Here is a 20,601-nt window from a genome sequence, read left to right as displayed (position 1 = left end):
CAGGTCCGCCATCGCTACCTCCAGGCCGCAAAACGGCCGCCTGGAATCACAAAACGACAAACCCTGCAACGCCTTGGTTCGGTTCACACCCTAGGCCATGCCGGATCGCCGGTGCGCGCAAGACCTGTCGTTTGGCTTGCGCCCATACCGGAACCTCTAGTCGTCCAAATCACGGCCGCGAAGCAGACGTCACGATGGGTGGAGGTCACGGTGCCGGACAGCGCCTCATTGCGCGGGGGCCCGATCCCGATTGATCATCCTCAGGGCACGGGGATGCCGCGCCGCCCGGGTGCGACCGGCCGGGCGGGATCGACCTGCCGTCGGCCGGCTGCCCGAGATCCGAATGCCCGCCCGATCAGGACGTAGAAGAGCGGCGTGACGAAGACCGCCAGCACGGTCGCCGTGACCATGCCGCCGAGCACGCCCGTCCCGATAGCCCGCTGGCTGTTCATGCTGGCCCCGGTCGCGACGGCGAGCGGCACGACGCCGAGAATGAAGGCAAACGAGGTCATCACGATGGGGCGGAAGCGCAGCTGGCACGCCTCCAGCGCCGCCTCCTTCACCGATACGCCGCTCGCCATGAGATCCTTGGCCACCTCGATGATGAGGATCGCGTTCTTCGCGGTCAGGCCGATCACCGTGATCAGGCCGACCTTGAAGTAGACGTCGTTCGGCATGTCGCGCATGAGCATCGCGAAGACCGCACCGACCACGCCGGTCGGTACCACGAGCAGCACGGCCAGGGGGATCGACCAGCTCTCGTAGAGTGCGGCGAGGCAGAGGAAGACACAGACCAGGGCCAGCGCGAGCAGGTAGATGGCCTGGGACCCCGATAGCTTCTCCTGCAGCGACTGCCCGGTCCAGGCGAAGTCGAACCCCGGCGGGAGTTGCCCGGCGAGGCGTTCCATCTCGGCCATCGCGTCGCCACTGGCGTAGCCCGGCGCGGCACTGCCGGAGATCTTGATGCTCGGGTAGCCGTTGAATCCCACGACCTGCGACGGTCCCATCGTCCACTCCACCCGGGCGAAGGATTGCAGCGGCACCATCTGCCCCTTGGCGTTGCGGACGTTCAGGTCGAGCAGGTCCTCCGCCTTCATGCGCCGGGACGCCTCGGCCTGGACGATGACCCGCTGCATGCGTGCCTGGTTCGGGAAGTCGTTGACGTAGGCCGAGCCGAGGCTCGTCGAGAGCGCGTCGTTGATGTCGGCGAAAGTCACGCCGAGCGCATTCGCCTTCTGCCGGTCGAGGATAAGCTCGATCTGCGGTGCGGTCGGCAGGCCCTCGACGTAGACGCCCTGCAGGATCGGGCTCCGGCTCGCCGCCTTCAGCAACTGGTCGCGCGCGGCCGCCAGCGCCGCATGACCCTGCTGGCCCTTGTCCTGGAGGCGGAAGGCGAAGCCGCTGGAATTGCCCAGCGAGTCGATGGCCGGCGGCGACAGCGACATGGCGATGGCGTCGGGCAGGCCGCCGAGGGCGGCGTTGGCGCGGGCCGTGATGGCGTCGGCGCCGTCGTCCGGCCCGCGCTCGCCCCAGGGCTTCAGTCCGACGAAGTTGAGGGCCGCGTTCTGTCCCTGGCCCGAGAAGCCGAATCCGAGAAGTAGCGTCTGGCTGTCGATGCCGGGCTCTTTGGCGAAGTGCTCCTCGATCCGCTTGGCCACGTCGAGGGTGCGGCCGGTGGCCGATTCCGGCGGCGTCTGCGCGTCGACGATGACGTAGCCCTGGTCCTCGATGGGCAGGAAGCTTCCCGGCATGCGCAGGTAGCCCCAACCGAGGGCGGCGACGAGGAGGGCGTAGACGAGCAGCGCCCGCACGGGCCGGCGCAGCACGCTAGCCACACCCGACCGATAGGCTTCCGTGCCGGAGCGGAAGCGGCGGTCGAACCAGCCGAAGAAGCCGCGCTTGTCGTGGCCGTGACCCTTCTCGACGGGCTTCAGCAGCGTGGCGCAGAGGGCGGGTGTCAGGGACAGGGCCAGGAAGGCCGAGAAGGCGATGGAGGTCGCCATGCTCACGGCGAACTGCCGGTAGATGACCCCGACCGAGCCCGGGAAGAAGGCGAGCGGCACGAAGACGGCGATCAGAACCGCGGTGATGCCGACGATGGCGCCGGTGATCTGGCCCATGGCTTTCCGGGTCGCCTCCCGCGGCGGCAGTCCCTCCTCGGCCATGATGCGCTCGACGTTCTCGACCACGACGATGGCGTCGTCGACGAGGATGCCGATGGCCAGCACCATGCCGAACATGGTCAGCACGTTGATCGAGAAACCGGCGACGAGCAGCACGCCGCAGGTGCCGAGCAACGCTACCGGCACGACGATGGTCGGGATGAGCGTGTAGCGGACGTTCTGCAGGAACAGGAACATCACGGCGAAGACGAGCGCCATGGCCTCGGCGAGCGTCACCAGCACCTTCCTGATCGACGCCTCGACAAACGGCGTGGTGTCGTAGGGCACCGTCACCCGCACGTTGGCCGGCAGGGTCCGCTGCAGCTGGGCGAGCTTCGCCCGCACGCCGGTGGCGGCGGCGAGCGCGTTGGCGCCCGGGGCGAGCTGGATGCCGATGCCGGCGGCGGGTCGCCCGTCGAGGCGGGTCTGCATCGCGTAGGACTGGCCGCCGAGTTCGACCTCGGCCACGTCGCGCAGGCGCACGAGCGAGCCGTCGGGGTTGGCGCGCAGCACGATCTCCCCGAACTCGGCGGGCGTGGTGAGTTGCCCCTTCACCAGCACGTTGGCGGCGATGCGCTGGTCCGGCGTCGCCGGCTGCGCGCCAACGATGCCGGAGGCGACCTGCGCGTTCTGCGCGCCGACGGCGGCCGTCACGTCACTTGGCGTCATCCCGAACCCGACAAGCTTGACCGGGTCGATCCAGATCCGCAGCGCCTTCTCGGAGGAGAACAGGGTGGCGCGGCCGACGCCCGGCACCCGCCGCAACTCGCCGAGCAGGCGGCGGGCGGCGATGTCGCCGAGGTCGGTCTCGCTGAGGGAACCGTCCTTGGAGGAGACGGTGACGAACTGGAGGAAGCTGGTGCTGGCCTCCTCGACGGTGACGCCCTGCTGGGTCACCGCCCGGGGCAGGCGCGCCTCAATACGCTTGATCCGGTTCTGCACCGCCACGGTGGCCTTCGACGGGTCCGAGCCCGGCGCGAAGGAGGCCGTGATCTGCGCCATGCCGGAGGTGTCGCTGGTGCTCTCGAAATACATCAGCCCCGGGATGCCGTTGAGCTCCTCCTCGATGATGCGGGTGACGCCGTCGTAGAGCCGCTCGGGCGGGGCGCCCGGGTAGGTCGCGGTCACCTGGATCGTGACCGGGGCCACGTCCGGGTATTGCGAGACCGGCAGGGCGGCAATGGAGATCGCGCCCACCAGCATGATGAAGATGGAGATCGCCCAGGCGAAGATCGGGCGCGCGATGAAGAAGCGGCTCATGTCGGTTCGATCCCGGCGACGTCAGGGCTTGGCGGCGGCGGCGGAGGCCGTCCGGGCTGCCTGCCAAGGCATGGGGTTCACCGCCATGCCGGGCTGCAGCCTCTGAAAGCCCTCGACCACGACGGTGTCCCCGGCCCTGAGGCCCTCCTCGACGATCCAGCCGGTGTCCGTCAGCGCCCCCGCCCTGACGGGGCGCAGGGCGGCCGTCCTGTCCTCACCGACGACGTAGACCTGCGCGACGCCGGCGCTGCTGCGCTGGATGGCCTGGGCCGGGACGATGACCGCGCCCGGCAATTCCCCCTGCGCGACGCGGACGCGGACGTAGGTGCCCGGCAGCAGGGCGACCTTCGGGTTGGGGAAGCTCGCCCGCAGCGAGACCTGCCCGGTGCCGGGGTCGACGCTCACATCCGTGAACAGCAGACGCCCGGCGTCGGGGTGGAGCGAGCCGTCCGGCAGGACCAGGCGTACCTTCGTCTCCCCCTGTCCCGGACCGAGGCCGGCGAGCCGCCCGGCGTCGGCGGCGGAAGCGTTGAAGTCGGCGAAGATCGGGTCGACCTGCTGGATCAGCGCGAGCTTCGTCGCTTCGCCCTGGCCCACGAGGGCGCCCTCCGTGACCATGGCCCGGCCGATGCGGCCGGCGATGGGCGCGCGTACGGTCGCGTAGTCGAGGTCGATCCGGGCCCGGGCGAGTTGCGCCTTCGCGCTCGCGACGTCGGCCTCGGCCTGCCGCAGGGCGGCGGTGGTGATGTCGTGCTGGGCGGTGCTGGCCGCCTGGCGCTCCAGCAGCGTCTCGGTGCGCTCCGATTGCCGCAGTGCTTGCACCCGCGTGGCCTCGGCCCGGTCGAGGGCGGCGGACTTGGCATCGACCTCGGCCCGGTACACGGCGGGGTCGATGCGGAACAGGACGTCGCCCTTCCTGACGAGGCTGCCCTCCTCGAAGGCACGCTCCTGGATGATGCCGGCGACCTGAGCCCTGACCTCGGCGACCCGCGTCGAGGCCAGGCGCCCGGGCAGGTCGAGGGTGCGCGGCACCGTCGCCGCCTCGGCCGTGACGGTCGAGACATCGGGGGGTGGACCCGCGATTCCGGAACCGCCTGCCGCCTGGCCGTCCGCCGCCGGCTTGCAGCCTTGCAGGACGAGGGCGACCGCGAGGGCGAGGGCCGGCATCCGCCGCATGTGTGTGCTCGGAGACATGGAATCCGTCCGTGGGTCGAGTCCGTCAGGCCGCCTTGCGCACGAGGCGCGCGTAGGCGCCGTCGCGGGCGAGCAGGGCTTCGTGCGTCCCGCACTCGACCACCGTCCCCCGGTCGAGCACGACGATCTGGTCGGCGCGGCGCACGGTCGAGAGGCGGTGGGCGATGGTGATGGTCGTACGGGGCTTGGCCGGGCGGGCGAGGGCGTCGACCATCGCCCGTTCCGTCGCCGTATCGAGGGCGCTCGTCGCCTCGTCGAGCAGCAGCACGCGCGGGTCGCGCAGGATCGTCCGGGCCAGCGAGAGGCGCTGCCTCTCGCCGCCCGAGAAGCGGTGACCCCGCTCGCCCACGGCGGTGTCGTACCCGTCGGGGAGCGCCGCGATCAGGTCGTGCAGTTGGGCGATGCGCGCCGCCTCGACCATCTCGGCCACCGTCGCCTCGGGCCGGGCGAACAGCAGGTTCTCCGCGACGCTGGCATGGAGGAGGAACGGGTCCTGCGTCACCACACCGAGGATGTCGGAGAGCGAACGCGCGCTCAGGTCACGCACGTCGACGCCGTCATAGAGCACGGCGCCCGCGTCGACGTCGTAGAGGCGTGCCAGGAGATGGCCGAGGGTCGACTTGCCCGAGCCGGTCGCGCCGACGATGGCGGTGTGCGAGCCGGCAGGGATGTCCACCGTGACGCCGCGGAGCGTGGCGGGTCCCGACCGTTCGTAGGAAAACGTCACGCCGTCGAGGCGCACGTGGCCGGTGACCTGCGCGGGTTCGAGGATGACGGGATCGGGCCGCTCGGTGATCCCGGCCGGCTTGTCGAGGTACTCGAAGATGCGCCCGAACAGCGCCCGCGTCTTCCGGACCTCGACGCCCGTGCGCAGCACCTCCTCCAGCGGGAACAGCATCTGCTCCTGCAGCGCGATCATGGCGACGAGCGTGCCGACCGTCATGGCCGTCCCGGCGTTCATCATCCAGCCGCCGAGGAACAGGGTCAGGGCCGGCAGGGCCTGCAGAACGAGATCGATGACCGACCACTGCCACTGGCCCGCGGTGTGCGAGCGGACCTCCAGGGTCGCCACCTCGCGCGAGGCCCGCGCGAAACGCTGCGCCAGGTGCGGCGTGCGCCCCATCGTGCGGGCGAGGACGATGCCCGAGACCGACAGGGACTCCTGCACCGCCGCGGTCATCTCGGCGATCCGCTCCTGCTGCGCGTAGGTGGTCTCCTCGCGCATCCGACCGACGCGGTTGCTGATCCAGGTCGCCAACGGCAGAACCAGGAACGAGAACAGGGCAAGCCGCCACTCCAGCAAGAGCATGGCGGCCGCGGTCATCGCGACAGCGCTGGCGTTGCGCGTCGCTTCGCCCGCGGTGTGCGTGACCAGCGCCTGGAGGGCGCCGATGTCGCTCGCGATGCGCGCCTGGATGTCCCCGCTCCGGGTCACCGTGAAGAAGCCGAGCGACAGCGACTGGAGGTGGGCGTACACGCGGACCCGGAGGTCGTGCATCAGCGTCTGCCCGACCTTCGCGGTGACGAGGGCTTGGAGCACGCCGATGCCCGCTGCCAGCGCGGCGAGGCCGACGAGGCTCCCCGCGAGCAGCCCGAGCAGGCGCACGTCGCCCCGCGGCAGCGCGACGTCGATGATCTCCCGGAGCAGGAACGGGGCGGCGAGCCCCGCCGCCGTCGCGAGCGCGATCAGCCCGAGGACGAGCGCGATCCGGCCCGCGTAGGGGCGGAACAGGCCGAGGACGCGCCCAGCGGAAACGTGCCGGGCGGCCAGGTCGCCGTATCCCGTCAGGTCATCCGGCCCGTCCGCCCCGTGGGCGGGAGCGAATCCGTGCATCGAAGTCGATCCCATCGCTCAGCCCCTGTCCCCGCCCGAGGCTGGCTTCGGTTCGGCCAGGGTCATCGCGATGAGCCGTGCGCGGAGCGCGCCGAGTTCCGGCACCGGGTCGGTCGGCTTCTCGCGCACGAGGTAGGCGATCCATGCGCCGTCGGCGGCGAGCCGGACGAACTCCAGGTCGGCATCCCCGTCGGTGTCCCGGTGACGGTGCAGGCGTTCCGCGAACCAGTCCGACACCATCCGGCGCAAGGTGGGCTCGGCGAGAATCGAGATGTGTAGGGCAGCCCACTGGCCGCCCTCGGTGATCATCGGGTCGTGCAGGGTGATGTCGACGTAAGCCCGCGTGTACCGCCCGTACGGACGAGGATCCTTCGCCATGGCGGCGTCGATATCTGCGTCGAGCTGCGCGATGAGGTCGGCGACGACGCCCTCGACCAGCGCCTGCTTGCTTGGGAAGTGGTGGAACAGCGCCCCCTTGGTCACGCCGGCGGCGTGGCTGACCGCCTGCACCGTGACGGCGGCCAAGCCCTGTTCCAGCGCGAGCTTGGCGGCGCAATCGAGGAGCGTCCGCCGGACGAGCTCTGGCTGCTTCTTGCGGTTGTAGGCGGTCGCCATGCCCCCTCCTTGACGCACGGCAAATCGGCGCCGCCTCAAAGATACCTACCCAACGGTATCTTTCAAGTCGAGTGCTCCATCGAGTGCTTCCCAAGGCTTACCCACCCTCGGCGAGCGAGCCTGCCGATGTCCGCAATGCGTGACGTGACGAGGAGTTTTTTAAGCCCACCCGACTGCATCCAGCCGGTATCTTCTGGCGTCCAGAAGCCGCCGCGTGGCTCGGATCGGCCATTTTTTGGCGCGTCAGGTTTCCGGCCAAGCTGCGCGGTAGTTGCCGGAACAGATGAGCCAGAGGACGCAGTCAACTGCCTCCTGGGGCTGTGTCGCCTGTCGGTTCTAGCCTGTCGCTCGCTGTTGCAGCAGCAGTCCTCGGGAGGGGGGGACGGGATGCTGACGCAGTTCATCATAGGGATGACACGGCGGCGCTGGCAGGCTGAGCGGCCGTTTGAAGGGCACACCAAGGAAAGCCTATAGCGGAAGCTCAAAAACCCGGCCGTGCGTGTTACCGATAGGGAGCAGGTGCACCAAAAGATCGACGCTTCGCGAGCGGGACCCGATCTCCCCGTAGCGCGTCCTGGTCCGCGCTGCTCTTCGGCGTCCGTGTCCGCTTTCGAAACTAAAACATAATGATCCAAGCGGCCGGGTCGGGTTGGGTCGGGAGCGAGAGGACGGCTTGAGGTGGTTTTCTGCCCGTCCGCTTCCGCTCGAAGATGAGGCGGAAGCGGACGTTCAAGGATTCGGTCGGCCTCTTACGTGCTCGCGACGAGAGGCTCGTCTCAGGCGGCACGCACGGTTGCGAGGAAACGGCTGACCTCGGCGCCGAGATACTCGGATTGCCGCGACAGCTCCGAGGCCGCCGACAGGACCTGCGAGGCCGCCGCCCCCGTCTCCTCCGACGCCTGCGCTACGCCGGCGATGTTGCCCGTCACCTCGTTGGTGCCGGTCGAGGCCTGCGCGACGTTGCGCACGATCTCCTGGGTCGCCGCACCCTGCTCCTCGACGGCGGCGGCGATCGAGGTGGCGACGCCGCTGATCTCGCGGATCCGCCCGGTGATGCCCGCGATCGACGTGACCGCCTGGCCGGTCGAAGCCTGGATCTGGGCGATCTGCCCCGAGATCTCGTGCGTGGCCCTGGCAGTCTGCTCGGCCAGCGCCTTCACCTCGGAGGCGACCACCGCGAAGCCCTTACCCGCAGCCCCGGCCCGCGCCGCCTCGATGGTGGCGTTGAGGGCGAGAAGATTGGTCTGGCCGGCGATGTTCGAGATCAGGCCGACGACGTCGCCGATGCGGGAGACGGCGGCGCTGAGTTCCTGCACGCGCAGGCCGGTCTGATCGGCCTCGCTCACCGCGAGATGGGCGAGGCTGGCCGACCCCTGCACTTGGCGGGCGATCTCCTGCACCGACGAGCCGAGTTCCTCGGCCGCCGCCGCCACCGTGCTGACGTTGGAGGCGGCCTCCTCGGCCGCCGCCGCCACGGTCGTCGACTGGCTGGCGGTCTCGGTGGCCGTGGCGGTCATCGCCTGCGCGGTCGCCTGCAGCTCGGTCGCGGAGGACGACACCGTGCCGATGATCCCGCCGACCGCGGCCTCGAAGCCGTCGGCCATCTGCCGCATGCCGGCCTTGCGCTGCTCTTCGGCGGCCAGGCGCGCCTGCCCGGTCTCCTCTTCGAGCCGGCGCGTGCGGATCAGGTTGTCCTTGAACACCTGAACGGCCGCCGCCATCGCGCCGATCTCGTCGCGGCGCGCGCGGTGGGGCACCGCGCCGCTCGTGTCGCCCGCGGCGAGGATCGTCATCGTGCCGGTCATCGCCTGGATCGGGCGGGACACGCGCAGCAGCACGAAGGCGGTCGCGCCGCAGGCCGCCAGCACGCTCAGCACAATCGAGAGATAAGCCGTCACGGTCGCGGAATCCGTCGCCGCCATGGCGCTGTCCGCATCCGCGCGCGCGCCGCGCTCGTTCAGGGCGACATCCTTGACCAGGGTGTCGCGCGCGGCGTTGTAGAGGTCGATGTTGGCCGGGTCGGCCATGAGCCGGGCACCGTCGGCGCTCTGGCCCGCCTCCGCCAGGCGCGCCGCCTCGCGGCCGACGGTCTGGTAGCGCTCCCAGGTGGCGCCGAACGCGTCGTAGAGAGCCCGCTCCTCGGCGGACGAGATCAGGGGCTCGTAGGTCGTCCGGGCGGCCGCGAGCGCCACGACGGCCTCATCGATCTGCCGCGCGTTCTCGGCCCGCTGCTCGGGGCTGCCGGACAGGGTCAGAGTCCGCAACTGCTTGATGCGCACGTCCGCGGCCGCGGCGCGGATGTTGGTGATCGCCACGACGGAGGGGAGCCAGTTCGTGGCGACGCCCGTGACGTTGGCCCGGATGCCCGAGAGCGTCAGAGTCGTGAGAACGGCTTGGCCGGCGCACAGGAGCGCGAGGAGGCCGAAGGCGGCGAGGAGTGACGCTTTGACTGTCAGGTGAAGGCGCATGATCCGGTCCTGGACGGGGCACCCCGCACGGCCGCCCAGCGCCTGCCGGAGTGGAGGCGGTGACGCGGCCACACGGGCAAGATGGGGGAGCCTGGATCGGCTTCCCGCCCTCACAGGCAGCCCACCAAGCAACCTGCTCTTCGCCGGGAGAGCCTTAATATTTATATTCGAACCGGTTATAGGTTGCTTCTTCGGCGATCAACCAATGGTGATTGACCCCGTCAATGTCCTGCACTCAGATCTTATTAGATCCATCAGAAGTTGTTACCCTTGGAGCCGCGAATCGACGCGCAACCGTCATCCGATCGGCGCTCGTGCGCGTCTAGGGGATGAAGCTGCACCTTAGCGTCGAAGCAGTCGGTCATGTGCCGGCATCAAGCGTCCGCTTGAGGAGTGCCTGACCGGCAGCTTGAATGCCTCCACTGGGCCGGAAGCGGGAGGGCCTCTCAGGATGGGTTCGGGACGATCCGCTCCCCGTTCTGTCTGGGGCGTAAGCGGACGCCCTTCAGACGTGCGCGGTTTATCGCGTCGGCCGAACGGCAGCGCGGGCGGTTGCACGGAAGCGTGCAACCGCGTCACCGACAGACTTGGACCGGCGCGACAGCACCGAGTCTGCCGACAGGATGGCCTGCCGCCGACCTCGTTTCTTCCGACGCCTGCGCGCCGTCAGCGATGGTGTGGAGCGCAGCATCCCTGCCGGGTGAGGCCTGCGCGACGCAAGGCATCAACGGGCAGTCAATGCGGCCGGCATGTCTTCCCTGATCCTCAGCCCGAACCGATTGGCAAAGATGTCAGCCGGCATCGGCTTGCCGAATAGGTAACCCTGCCCCTCTTGGCAGCCCTTCGTCCGCAGGCGCGTGTACTCCGCCTCGGTCTCGATTCCTTCGGCGATCACGTCCAGCTTGAAGCCGTGGCCAAGCTGCAGGATCGCCCGCACGATCGTCATGTCCTGATGCGATGCCAGCTTTCCCGTGACGAATGAGCGGTCGATTTTTAAGCGTGTCAGCGGGAAGCGCTTCAGCAGGCTGAGGGAGGCGTAGCCGGTGCCGTAATCGTCGAAGGCGATGCCGACCCCGACCTCGCGGAGGTTGCGCAGCGCGACGACCAGTTGCGCGTCGTGGCGCAGCACGATGTTCTCTGTAATTTCCAGTTCGAGACCGTCTGCCTGCAGTCCGCTTTCGGCCAGAGCGACTTGAACCGTCTCGGCGAGGTCCCCGCGCTGCACCTGGGCACTGCATAGGTTCACGCCGATCCGGAAGCGTGCGGCGCCCGCTGCGCGCCACGCCACGGCCTGTCGGCAAGCGGTGCGCAGCACCCAGTCACCGACTTGTGCGGCGTAGCGACTCTTGTCCAACACGTCCAGAAACGCCCCGGGCGCGAGGAGGCCGCGCTCGGGATGCTGCCAGCGGATCAGCGCCTCGGCGCCGGTCAATGCTCCGTCCCGCATGCGGACCTGCGGCTGATAGAACAGCACGAATTCGTCATTCTCCACGGCACGGCCGAGCTCGTCCCGCAGCGTACGCGTGCGCTGGGCCCGCTCTCGGAGCATGGGGGCGAACAACCTGTAGCAATGTCGCCCCTCGCTCTTGGCTTGGTACAAAGCAAGATCCGCACAGGAGAGGAGATCGTCGGCATTCTCGCCATGGGCCGGCGCGAGGGCGATGCCGACGCTCGTACCGACCCGGAGGGTCTGCCCCGCGTGCTCGAACGGCTCCGCGACCGCCGTGATGATCGCTTCGGCGACCGCGGCCGCACGCAGAGGATCCCCGATGTCAGGCATGATGAGCACGAACTCGTCACCGCCCAGCCGGGAGACCGTATCGATGGGGCGCACGCAGGCCAGCAAGCGTGCAGCCATCGCCTTGAGGGCGGCGTCGCCCGTGGCATGCCCGTGGCTGTCGTTGATCTCCTTGAAGCCGTCGAGGTCGAACATCATCACGGAGACGGCCCGCATGGCCGTGACGATCTCGGTCAACCGCTCGCGCAGCACGGCCCGGTTGGGCAGTTCGGTCAGGGGATCCAGATGGGCGAGGCGGAACAGGCGCTCCTCGTTGGCGCGCCGCTCGCGAATGTCGCGGATGATCGCGCCGAAAGCGGGTTGTCCCTGCTCCTCCCAGCGCGACAGCGACAGCTCGATCGGGAATTCCGTCCCGTCGCGGTGCCGCGCGGGCAACTCGACGGTCTTGCCGAGGAGACGGGGTTCACCGCCGGCGGCGATCCGGTGCAGACCGCCGTCATGGCCCCTGCGCATGCGCTCGGGCACGACCAGATCGATCGATTGCCCGACCGCCTCGGTGGCGCAGTAGCCGAACAAGCCTTCGGCGGCATCGTTCCAGAAGGTGATATGGCCCGCAGCGTCCGCGCAGACGATGCCGTTCGGCGAGGTGGATGCAATCTGGAGGAAGCGCGCGTGACTTGCCCGCTCGGCAACCTGCAGCCGTCGCAGTTCCATGCGGTCGAGGGCGAGGTCCGCCAGATTCCGCAGGATCGTCTGATCCGCGGCGGAGAAGCCGTGATGTGGCCGCGTATCGACGAGACACAATGTGCCGACGGCGTGGCCCGACGGTGCGACGAGCGGGATCCCGGCGTAGAAGCGAATATATGGCGGTCCAACAACCAGCGGATTGTCGCAAAAGCGTGGGTCGAGGGTGGCATCGAGGACAACGAGAGTGTCGCGCTGCGCGATGGTATGGGAGCAGAACGCGACCTCCCGGTCCGTCTCACACAGGTCAAGGCCGACCTTGGCGTGAAAGATCTGCCGGCTGCGGTCGACCAGTGAAACAAAGGCGGTAGGGACGTCGAACAGGCGGGTGGCCAAGCTGACGATCTGCGTGAAGGCAGGTGCCGGCACCGTATCGACGAGATCATATGCGGCGAGTGCTGCCACGCGGTCGTCTTCTTCGATGAGGACAGGTGGCCTCATAATGGTTTCCGAGTGTGTGTTCGTCTGTTTCTAATTTAAAATTGTTAAAAAAATACCTAAGGTAGGCAGCGCCGCGAGTGTCGCCGACGCTGTAGCGGTCGCAGAATTGCCTCCAGGACTTTTGCATCAATCGGTATAAAGCTTGAATTTTTCAGAAATAGGTCAATTTTGATTCAACAAGCTGGCGAATGATCCAATGCATGTTAGGTCATGACCCCTTCAGTGAATCATTTCGACGATGGCAATCGGCGCTTGCGAGCCGCCGAAACCTCGCTCCACGGTGCATCGGATACCTCCCGAGAGGATAGAATCCGCACGCCGTTTCGTAGCCCTTCCTCCATCAGTCTGCCGGAGTTGTCGGTGGTCTAGCGGGGCGTCTGCTTGCGGAAACGACAGGGAACCGTCGGGGCGGCCGGGTTGGGTCGGACACGGGAGGGCCGCTCAGGGTGATTTCTGCCGGTCCGGTTCTGAGCGCGAAGGCATCGAAGCGGATGTTGCCGCTCGCCCACTAAAAGCCTGCCCCGATGATCAGAAGATCAGATTACGGACAGCCCGATCCCGACTGTGCTCGATCGAGACTGAGGCTGACTTCCGAAATACCAAAGAAGCAACGGAGAGAGTCGACAGGCCTGTTTGACCCAACCCGATCACGGAAATTTGAACCACACTACTTGTAGTAGACTTGGTAAACACCCAAGAGGTCCAAGAATATAGTTTTATAAAGGCTTTATATAAGATTTTGGGGCGATAGGGGCGAAAGAATCTCTACGACCCATACATGAAAGAGAATGACGCAGGCTCGGCCGATTTTTGACCCGCCCGGACGACCCATTCGACCGAGAGGCGCAAACAGCATCCTCGTCGGCGGCTTCATCCTTCTCTGTGGGCTCGGCCCTGCCACCCTGTCGCTCAGCCCGCGGCACGATGAGCCTGTCGCGGTCTTACGCCTCAGCCCTGATGAACTGACGCCTGCGGCGATCGCTGGTGTCGACGTTCGGATTCTGTGGATGTCGCCGCGCGGGCACATCCTGATCCTCAGCTCTGCCCCACCGAATCTTGTGTGGGCGCTCTACCGAGAGGGCGCGACCCTTGTCGTTGCAGCTACCGCGGTGAGCGGCTGCTTGCCCAAGGCCTCTGCGTCATCATCCACGATTGGAACTCACCAGCTATGACGCCTGTCAGTAACCTCGCGGCGCTGCGCCACGCCTTCATGCCTGTGATGCTTGGGGGGCTGGGCCTGCTCTATATCGTGGCCGTCCTCACGGCCTGGGCCACGGACGCCAATCTTGCTGCTGCGGCTGCTTTTGGAGGCGCACTGATCGTCGTTGTCGGACTGGTCGCACGCGTCAATGGCCCAGCGGCGATCACACGCCAGCTCTCTTCCGCTGCAGCCATGTCGCTCGTTGGCTTGGTGGTGTTCGGCACGGCAGGAACGCATCTGCAAATCGACATGCACATGCTGTTCTTCGCTGCTCTCGCCGTCGTGGCCGGCTGGTGTTGCTGGAGCGCCATCCTTGCAGCCACGGGTGTGGTCGCTATCCATCATCTCGCTCTGAACGTGCTCTATCCGGCAGCCGTATTTCCGGACGGCGCTGATTACACCCGCGTCGTCATTCATGCCGTGATCCTTCTTGTCGAGGCCGGCGCGCTCATGCTGGCGGTCAATCAATTGGCGAAGGCGATGACGGCATCCGAGCATGCCACGGCGGAAGCCACGCGCAACGCTGAACTCACCCGGAAACTTGCTGAGGCGCAGGCTGTCGAGAACGAACTCAAGTTGCGCCGGGTGAGCGTGCTGGCCGTGATGATGACGGAGTTCGAGCACAACGTCTCCGCCCTTGTTCAGGGGCTGGCAGGCGCGGCCACCGAAATGGAGGCCACCGCGAACGCTATGGCGGTTACGGCTGCCGAAACCACAGAGCAGACTGTGGCCGCCGCCGGCTCGGCGCTCCAGACGTCGGTCAACGTCCAAACAGTCGCCGCAGCCAGCGAGGAGATGTCCGCGTCCGTGCAGGAGATCGTCCAGCAGGTCGGCCATTCAGCCGGTGTCGCCTATCAGGGCGTCGACAAGGCGAAGCAAACGGACCTTACAGTTCAGAAGCTTACCGTCAGCGCCGAGCGCATCAGCTCAGTCGTGTCGGTAATCTCCAACATCGCGTCGCAGACCAATCTGCTGGCGCTCAACGCCACGATCGAGGCGGCACGCGCTGGCGAGGCTGGGAAAGGCTTCGCCGTCGTCGCCGCGGAGGTAAAGCACTTGGCTGGTCAGACCACGAAGGCAACCGGTGAGATCGGTGAGCAGGTCGCCGAGATTCAAGCCGTGACGCATCAAGCGGTCTTGGACATCCAGGACCTGGAACGCGTCATCGGCGAGATCTCAGACACATCCATTGGGATCGCAGCAGCAATGGAGCAGCAGGGCGCCACGACGCAGGAGATCGCGCGGAATGTGGCTCATGCCGCGCAGGGGACGAGCCTCGTGACGGCGGCCATGACCAACGTGCGCGAGGGTGCAGGCCAGACGAGCGCCGCGGCAACTCAGGTGCTCGGTGCGGCCCGGGAGCTTGCACATCATGCGGAGAACCTGACGCAGGAAGTCTCGCGCTTCCTGGCAGGCGTGAAGGCCGCCTGATCTGCGCTCACTGATGGTGTCCGATGTCTCGCGCTGTTTGTTTCGAGACGACAAGTTGAAGTCGGCTCCCACCCCGAGCCGAAATTGCCGGACGGCCGACGAAGGGCTGCTTACGGGAAGGGCGCATGGCGCTCGATCGGCGACGGGTTTTCGCTCTTGGAGGAACGTGAGCGGGACTTCGGCGCCTTCGCACGCCTGCAGGCACTGGCGGCCACGAAGGATTTCGCGGCGGGGCACGACAGCGAACGCGATGCACGCCTGAAACGCGAAGGCTTCAGCCTGACGGAGCGCGGAACCATCCGGCGGTGCGTCGAGAACGGTTCTCTGCGTGATCTCGGGCGCTCGGACGAGACCGGTCGGCAGCGCATCCACGCCGTGGCTCTGCGGTATGGCGACCAACGCGGGGGAGGGCGCGAACGGCTTCGAGCTCCGGCACACCCCCTGCTCGGCCGACCAGATCTCCGTCGTCCTCCGTCAGGTCGTCCGGAGCCGCCGGAGGATCAGGTCGGGCGGCCGGCCCATGTCGGCAGGCCAGGCCGGTCGCGTCACGAAGACCTGACGCGGCGAACGCCCAGGACAGGAGCAACCCTCTCTTCCATCGACGGCTCGCCTCCGTTCAAGCAATGTTCATTTTCGTCATCGCGGAGCATCGACGCGAACGGATCGTCATTCTGTAGTATGCCTCGGAAATTCAAGTGGTGAAATTCATGGAAATTTGCACCACGGCATCTTCATGACGCGCTCTGAATACCTAAATCGTCGCTGCGGCCACGGAGATGCCGCGGAGGGAAGATTATCATGATGAAGCGTGTCGCTGTGGCCGCTGTGGCGGCGAGTGCCCTTCTGGCCGCCGGTCAGGCGGCCGAGGCGAAGGGCTGCATCAAGGGTGCCATCGTCGGCGGCATCGCCGGCCACTATGCCGGGCACGGCGTCCTCGGCGCCGTCGGTGGCTGCGCCGCCGGCCGCGCTTTGGCCAACCGCCAGGCCGAGCGCCAGCGGGCAGCCCCGTCCGTGAATACCGGCGGCCCGGTGCGCCCCTCCCAGGGCGCCGGCGGCTACGTCAGCTACTGAACCGGAGTCGGCGCCGCGCCAGCGCGGCGCCGCACGGACGCCATCCCGCTCTGCGACACGCAGGCGGCTGGAGCATCGACAAGATGCGTCCTTCTCACGCGCCCGGACCGTCGAAGCCGACAGGGAGGCGCCGGGGGCCGGCACGGAGTGCTCGGCAGCGCCTGTCGATGCCATCCGGCTCTGTCAGGTCGCACAGGTCCGGTTGGTCGCTGTATCGGACCGGCCTGGCGGCGTCATAGCCGTGCCGAACCGAGGTTGACCCGCCGCCCAGACGAACCCGGACAACCCCGCCCACGCGGCGAAACCAATCTTCGCAGCATGGGAGATGACCCAGTCAGTCGCGCTTGCCGGTCTGGCCGGCGTCGACGACGTCCTTGTCCGGGAGCACGAGGACCTGTCCGGGATAGATGAGGTCCGGATCGCGGACTTGGTCCTGGTTGGCGTCGAAGATCAGCGTGTAGCGTTCGCCCTCGCCGTAGGCCCGGCGGCTGATCGTCCAAAGATTGTCGCCGCGCACGATGCGGGCTGTCTCGATCCGGGGGACGTAGACCTCGGCCGAGTCCGCCATGGCCCCGGACGGAACGTCAGCCGCCAAGCTGCCGGTGCCGGTGTGTCGCGCCGGGTCCGCGCGCGCCGCGGCGGCATCTTCGGGGGTCCGTCGTCCCGACGGGGCCGGCACGGCGGTCTGCGGAGCTCCGCCCTGTTGGGTCGCCGCGTATTCCACCCCCTCGTCGTGGCCGGCACCGGGCGCCGTGAACGGCACCTCTGCCCGATCCCGGACCTTGCCCGTCGCGGGATCGACCAGATCGAGCCGGACCCTGTAGTGGCCGGGCTTCACGCCCTGGCCAATGGTGAATGTCACGGTGCCGTCGCGGCCCACCGTTGCCGGGGCGACCGGCGAATCGTTCAGGTAGAGCCGCAGGCTGGCCCCGGAGGCTGCCCGTCCGGTGACGAAGAGCTTGCCTCCGTCCTGGGCATCGATGCTGACGACCTTGGGCGATACCGTCGTCGCGTCGGCGACGGGCTTCTCGGCCGGGCGAGCCCCTCGGGGTCTGGGATCGGTCGGCGACGTCGCCCCGCCTGCTCGGCGCGCGCCGGTCCCGATACCCGTCGTCGGGATGCTGGCATCGGCGCCCGGCTCGTCTCGCCCGGCGATCGGCGCATCCCGACCCGGCACCGTCGTGGGAGCCGGGTTACCCGGGGCCGGGCCATCCGGCCGGGACAGGACCCGAGTCGGCGCGTCGGGCGACGACAGGGCGACGAGGGGTCTGGCATCCCGGGCCGGCGCGACCACCACCGCGACGCGGGTCGATGACCGTTGCGTGTCGCCCTTCGCATCCGTCGCACGCAGCCCGATCTCGCTGCTCCCGGCCGGGAGGGGCGGTGGCGTGAGGGTGAAGTGCCCTCCGGCATCGGCCTGCGCGCGCGCCACGGGTTGGCCATCGACGAGCACCTCGACGGACGCGTTCGGCGCCGCCCGTCCGGCGATCACGGCGTCGCCGTTCGGTTCGACGCGCACGACGTCGAACCCCGGCGCGGCCGATGCCGACGGGCGCGAAGGCGGACGGTTGGCCGGTGGGCCGGGCTCTTCGCGCGTCCGCGCCGACTGGGTCGTCCTCTCGTCCGCTTGGCTCGGCGTGCGGGCGGTCCCGGTGTCGGACGGCGGCAGGGCGGCGAGCGTCTGGCCCGCGCCGTCCGGCGCGCGAGACACGACCCCGACGGTCGCGTCATGGCGCTCGTAGACGAGCCCGGCCAGCCCCGTCAGGAGCAACAGGCACACGAGCCCGATAGCCAGCCCCCGCCTGCCGCCGGTCGTGCGAGGGGCCGGCACGGGAGCCGCAACCGGGACCGGGACCGCAGTCCGTTGCTTGACGCGTGTCCGCGGGCGCCGGCCGAGCAGGGCCACGACCACACCGAGGCCGGCAAGCGCGGCGATGAGCGCCGTGATGAGGATGCGACGCAGGGCGGTGATCATGGCGTGACGGTTCCCCCGCATCGTGCAAGCTGCCGCCTGATGCCGGCCCTGGTCGGCTGCCCGGCCGCCCCATGGGACGACCGGGACGTTCGGGTCCCGCTGTCAGGCGAAGCGGCGGCCGTCCGTCGCGTAGCGGTCGATGGCCGACGGCAGTTCGCGCGACAGGCGCGAAAGGATCTCCGAGCGGCTCAGGCCGGTCTGCTGGGTGAGGTGCTCCAGGGTCAGCGGGCCGATGGCGCGCTCAAGGTCCGGCTCGGCGATGTCGCGGTTGGCGCCCTGATTGACCCAGGACTTCGCCGTCTCGCCGTGGCCGCCCTTGGTGAAGTGCTCGACGAGCTCGGCCAACCCGCTGGCCAGCAGGCCGCCGACCCCGGCCGAGCCGACCCCGCCGAGCACGCGCTCGAGGTTGGAGGGAGCCGCGGACCCGGTCGCCGGGGAGGTCCGCGCCACCGGCGGCACGACCGACCCATGGGCGTCCCGGGCGGGGGTGCCGAGCCACTCCGCGATCTTGTCCCTGTTCTGGTAGCCCGCCACCGCGAGCAGGCCCAGCAGGGCGGTCATCGAGGGGTATCCCTTGCTCATGTCGCGTCCTTTCCGTGATGAATCGGCAGAAATCGCCGGGCTTGGCGGTCAGTAGCCGCGACGTGGCGGCGGCGTGGTCGCCCGGCCGGTGACGCGGCGCGTGACGAAGGCGATCACGCGGGGCAGCAGGAAGGCGGTCAGAAGCTTGCGGATCATCGGGATCTCCAGGTTGGCGCGGTGTCAGCGCGAGGAACGGGCGAGCCAGCCGAGCGCGAAGGCCACGCCGACGAAGGCGAGCAGCGTCGTGGTGCGGTTGGCATCGGCATAGCGGATCGCGCGGCGGCCGTGGGTCTGCACCCGGCGGCGGGCCTCCTGGGCGACATGGCGGCCGTCCTCGATGAGGTCGTCGGCGCGCTCCCAGACCTCGTGAGCGAGGTGACGGCCGTCCTCGGCGAGGTCCTCGGCCCGGTCGCGGGCGCGGCCGTAGGCGTATTGTGCACCGCCGGCCACTTGATTGGCGGCGCCGCGCACTTGGCGGATCGGATCACCGGTCAGGCCGCCGACGGCGGTCTGGGCGCGACCCTGGAGGTGACGGGACGCGCCACGAATCTGGTCGCGGTTCATGGTTCACTCCTCTGCTCATCGGACACGGCTCTCTCGGGCGGCGCCGGCCGTACCGGCGCCGCTGGAGTCGCGATCAGTGCTTGCCGGTGACCTTGTCGGCGAGGTTCTTGGCGCCGTCCTTGACGTCGCCCACGGTCTTCTGCGCCTCGCCCTTCAGCTCCTGCGCCTTACCTTCGGCCACGAGCTTGTCGTTGCCGGTCACGTTGCCGACGCCCTGCTTGACGTTGCCGACGGCCTCGTTGGCCAGACCCTTGAGCTTGTCGGTGGTGCTGCTCATCGTGCGCTCCTGCTTCGCGAGTGAGGCCGGATGCTCCGGCCGGTGAAGACCCCCGCCCGTGGGCGGGGGCCGGTGAAGGGGTTCAGACGCGGCGGGCGTCGTAGGAGGAGAGGAGCGTCGCCGGCTTCGGGGCGCCGAGGCGACCGCCGAAGAAGGCCGCCAGCGCGCCGAGGATCAGGGCGATGGCAGCGTAGAACGCGCCCTGGGTGGCGGCCGACTTGGCCGTCACGGCCGCGGCCTCAGCCTTCTGCTTGGCGGTAGCGACGGCCTGCTCGTACTGCTTCTGGTAGTCGTCGATCTGCGCCTTGGCCTGGTCGGGCGAGATACCCTGGGCCTTGGCCAGCGCATCGGCGGCGCGGTTCTTGGCCTGCTCCTTCTGGGCGGGGTCACCGGTCAGCACGGCGCGCACCGCCGCCACCGCGGCATCACGAGCCGCCTGCGGGTCCTGGCCGGCGGCCTGCTGGCGGACCTTGTCCTCGATGCCGTCCAGCGGGTTCGAGATCTTCGACAGCGACGGCGCCGCCGCCTGGGCCGCCGTCTGCACGGTGCCGCCCACGAGGTTGCCCGCGCCGCCGAGCGCCCCCGAGACGGTGCTCAGCGTGCCGCCGACCAGGCCGCTGGCGGCCGAGGTCAGCAGGTAGAGCACGACCAGCGTCGTCACCGCCCAGGACACGAGACCGTGCAGGGCGGCCGCGCCCGGCAGGGGCTTGCCCGAGAGCCGGCCCGCGATCAGGCCGCCGGCCAGCGAGGCGACGATGCCCGAGGCCACGAACCAGATGCCAGCGCCCATCGAGACGGTGGAGGCCGACGGGTTGTCGGCGGCGGTGGTGCCGACGGAGGCCAGGCCCACCCCGACGCCGACGAGGTTCACGATGACCTGGGTCACCAGGGCGGTGACGGCGCCGGCGAAGATGGCCCCCCAGGACACTTGGTTGAGCAGCACGGCACGCGTGTCGGCCTGCGTGGCTGTCGTGGCGAGGGGGGAAGCGGTCGTCTGGATGGTCACTCTTTCACTCCGGGTCTTGGGTCGTTCGAAGTCGTGGG

The 20,601-nt window shown here is 68.7% G+C and carries 13 protein-coding genes; 2 read left to right on the top strand and 11 right to left on the bottom strand.

Annotated features, from left to right (window positions below):
- Window positions 1-260: 260 nt before the first annotated feature.
- From ABIC70_RS26865 to ABIC70_RS26840, 6 genes are all read right to left on the bottom strand, one after another.
- A complete protein-coding gene (locus tag ABIC70_RS26865; protein ID WP_354442086.1) occupies window positions 261-3,422 on the bottom strand; it encodes a multidrug efflux RND transporter permease subunit in 3,162 nt (1,053 codons plus the stop codon).
- Window positions 3,423-3,443: 21 nt separating this feature from the next.
- Window positions 3,444-4,616: an efflux RND transporter periplasmic adaptor subunit gene (locus tag ABIC70_RS26860; RefSeq protein WP_354442084.1), complete on the bottom strand. Its 1,173-nt coding sequence runs from the start codon at window positions 4,614-4,616 to the stop codon at window positions 3,444-3,446.
- Between the two features lie 25 nt (window positions 4,617-4,641).
- Entirely contained in the window at window positions 4,642-6,450 is a 1,809-nt protein-coding gene (locus ABIC70_RS26855; protein ID WP_354442082.1) for an ABC transporter ATP-binding protein, read from the bottom strand.
- Between the two features lie 18 nt (window positions 6,451-6,468).
- The gene (locus ABIC70_RS26850; RefSeq protein ID WP_043757309.1) at window positions 6,469-7,065 is read right to left on the bottom strand and encodes a TetR/AcrR family transcriptional regulator; all 597 of its coding nucleotides are present in this window, start codon (window positions 7,063-7,065) and stop codon (window positions 6,469-6,471) included.
- 776 nt (window positions 7,066-7,841) lie between these two features.
- Window positions 7,842-9,533, bottom strand: coding sequence for a methyl-accepting chemotaxis protein (locus ABIC70_RS26845; protein WP_354442079.1), 1,692 nt, complete (start codon window positions 9,531-9,533; stop codon window positions 7,842-7,844).
- 724 nt (window positions 9,534-10,257) lie between these two features.
- The gene (locus ABIC70_RS26840; protein ID WP_354442077.1) at window positions 10,258-12,456 is read right to left on the bottom strand and encodes a putative bifunctional diguanylate cyclase/phosphodiesterase; all 2,199 of its coding nucleotides are present in this window, start codon (window positions 12,454-12,456) and stop codon (window positions 10,258-10,260) included.
- Between the two features lie 1,168 nt (window positions 12,457-13,624).
- Between ABIC70_RS26840 and ABIC70_RS26835 the strand changes: the two genes are divergently transcribed.
- Both ABIC70_RS26835 and ABIC70_RS26830 read left to right on the top strand, forming a co-directional pair.
- Complete coding sequence (locus tag ABIC70_RS26835) at window positions 13,625-15,088, top strand: methyl-accepting chemotaxis protein (protein WP_053608518.1); 1,464 nt, start codon at window positions 13,625-13,627, stop codon at window positions 15,086-15,088.
- Window positions 15,089-15,886: 798 nt separating this feature from the next.
- Window positions 15,887-16,159 (top strand): hypothetical protein, encoded by a 273-nt coding sequence (locus ABIC70_RS26830; protein WP_502693488.1) that lies wholly within the window; start codon window positions 15,887-15,889, stop codon window positions 16,157-16,159.
- A gap of 334 nt (window positions 16,160-16,493) precedes the next feature.
- Here the strand turns inward: ABIC70_RS26830 and ABIC70_RS26825 are convergent, their stop codons facing one another.
- The 5 genes from ABIC70_RS26825 to ABIC70_RS26805 all read right to left on the bottom strand — a co-directional run bounded on the left by ABIC70_RS26825 (window position 16,494) and on the right by ABIC70_RS26805 (window position 20,563).
- Window positions 16,494-18,134 carry a LysM peptidoglycan-binding domain-containing protein gene (locus ABIC70_RS26825; RefSeq protein ID WP_354442074.1) on the bottom strand — a complete coding sequence of 547 codons (1,641 nt, stop codon included), beginning with the start codon at window positions 18,132-18,134 and terminating at the stop codon, window positions 16,494-16,496.
- A gap of 102 nt (window positions 18,135-18,236) precedes the next feature.
- A complete protein-coding gene (locus ABIC70_RS26820; RefSeq protein WP_043346035.1) occupies window positions 18,237-18,716 on the bottom strand; it encodes a YidB family protein in 480 nt (159 codons plus the stop codon).
- Window positions 18,717-18,896: 180 nt separating this feature from the next.
- Entirely contained in the window at window positions 18,897-19,280 is a 384-nt protein-coding gene (locus tag ABIC70_RS26815; protein WP_354442072.1) for a CsbD family protein, read from the bottom strand.
- A 73-nt stretch (window positions 19,281-19,353) separates the two neighbouring features.
- Complete coding sequence (locus ABIC70_RS26810; RefSeq protein ID WP_043346039.1) at window positions 19,354-19,557, bottom strand: CsbD family protein; 204 nt, start codon at window positions 19,555-19,557, stop codon at window positions 19,354-19,356.
- An 82-nt stretch (window positions 19,558-19,639) separates the two neighbouring features.
- Window positions 19,640-20,563, bottom strand: a complete 924-nt coding sequence (locus ABIC70_RS26805) for a PhnA-like protein (protein WP_075380196.1) — start codon at window positions 20,561-20,563, stop codon at window positions 19,640-19,642.
- Window positions 20,564-20,601: the final 38 nt, after the last annotated feature.

The organism is Methylobacterium sp. 1973 (genome assembly GCF_040545035.1).
In the GTDB taxonomy this organism is placed as follows: domain Bacteria; phylum Pseudomonadota; class Alphaproteobacteria; order Rhizobiales; family Beijerinckiaceae; genus Methylobacterium; species Methylobacterium fujisawaense.
Note: the sequence above shows the minus strand (reverse complement) of the source record. Positions and strands in the feature narration are given on the sequence as shown.

What these genes read in the sequence shown, in the direction of transcription:
- ABIC70_RS26830 (WP_502693488.1), top strand. Translation starts at nt 15,887, where the DNA reads ATGATGAAGCGTGTCGCTGTGGCCGCTGTGGCGGCGAGTGCCCTTCTG.
- ABIC70_RS26815 (WP_354442072.1), bottom strand. Translation starts at nt 19,280, where the DNA reads ATGAACCGCGACCAGATTCGTGGCGCGTCCCGTCACCTCCAGGGTCGC.
- ABIC70_RS26835 (WP_053608518.1), top strand. Translation starts at nt 13,625, where the DNA reads ATGACGCCTGTCAGTAACCTCGCGGCGCTGCGCCACGCCTTCATGCCT.
- ABIC70_RS26810 (WP_043346039.1), bottom strand. Translation starts at nt 19,557, where the DNA reads ATGAGCAGCACCACCGACAAGCTCAAGGGTCTGGCCAACGAGGCCGTC.
- ABIC70_RS26845 (WP_354442079.1), bottom strand. Translation starts at nt 9,533, where the DNA reads ATGCGCCTTCACCTGACAGTCAAAGCGTCACTCCTCGCCGCCTTCGGC.
- ABIC70_RS26825 (WP_354442074.1), bottom strand. Translation starts at nt 18,134, where the DNA reads ATGATCACCGCCCTGCGTCGCATCCTCATCACGGCGCTCATCGCCGCG.
- ABIC70_RS26820 (WP_043346035.1), bottom strand. Translation starts at nt 18,716, where the DNA reads ATGAGCAAGGGATACCCCTCGATGACCGCCCTGCTGGGCCTGCTCGCG.
- ABIC70_RS26850 (WP_043757309.1), bottom strand. Translation starts at nt 7,065, where the DNA reads ATGGCGACCGCCTACAACCGCAAGAAGCAGCCAGAGCTCGTCCGGCGG.
- ABIC70_RS26840 (WP_354442077.1), bottom strand. Translation starts at nt 12,456, where the DNA reads ATGAGGCCACCTGTCCTCATCGAAGAAGACGACCGCGTGGCAGCACTC.
- ABIC70_RS26860 (WP_354442084.1), bottom strand. Translation starts at nt 4,616, where the DNA reads ATGTCTCCGAGCACACACATGCGGCGGATGCCGGCCCTCGCCCTCGCG.
- ABIC70_RS26855 (WP_354442082.1), bottom strand. Translation starts at nt 6,450, where the DNA reads ATGCACGGATTCGCTCCCGCCCACGGGGCGGACGGGCCGGATGACCTG.
- ABIC70_RS26865 (WP_354442086.1), bottom strand. Translation starts at nt 3,422, where the DNA reads ATGAGCCGCTTCTTCATCGCGCGCCCGATCTTCGCCTGGGCGATCTCC.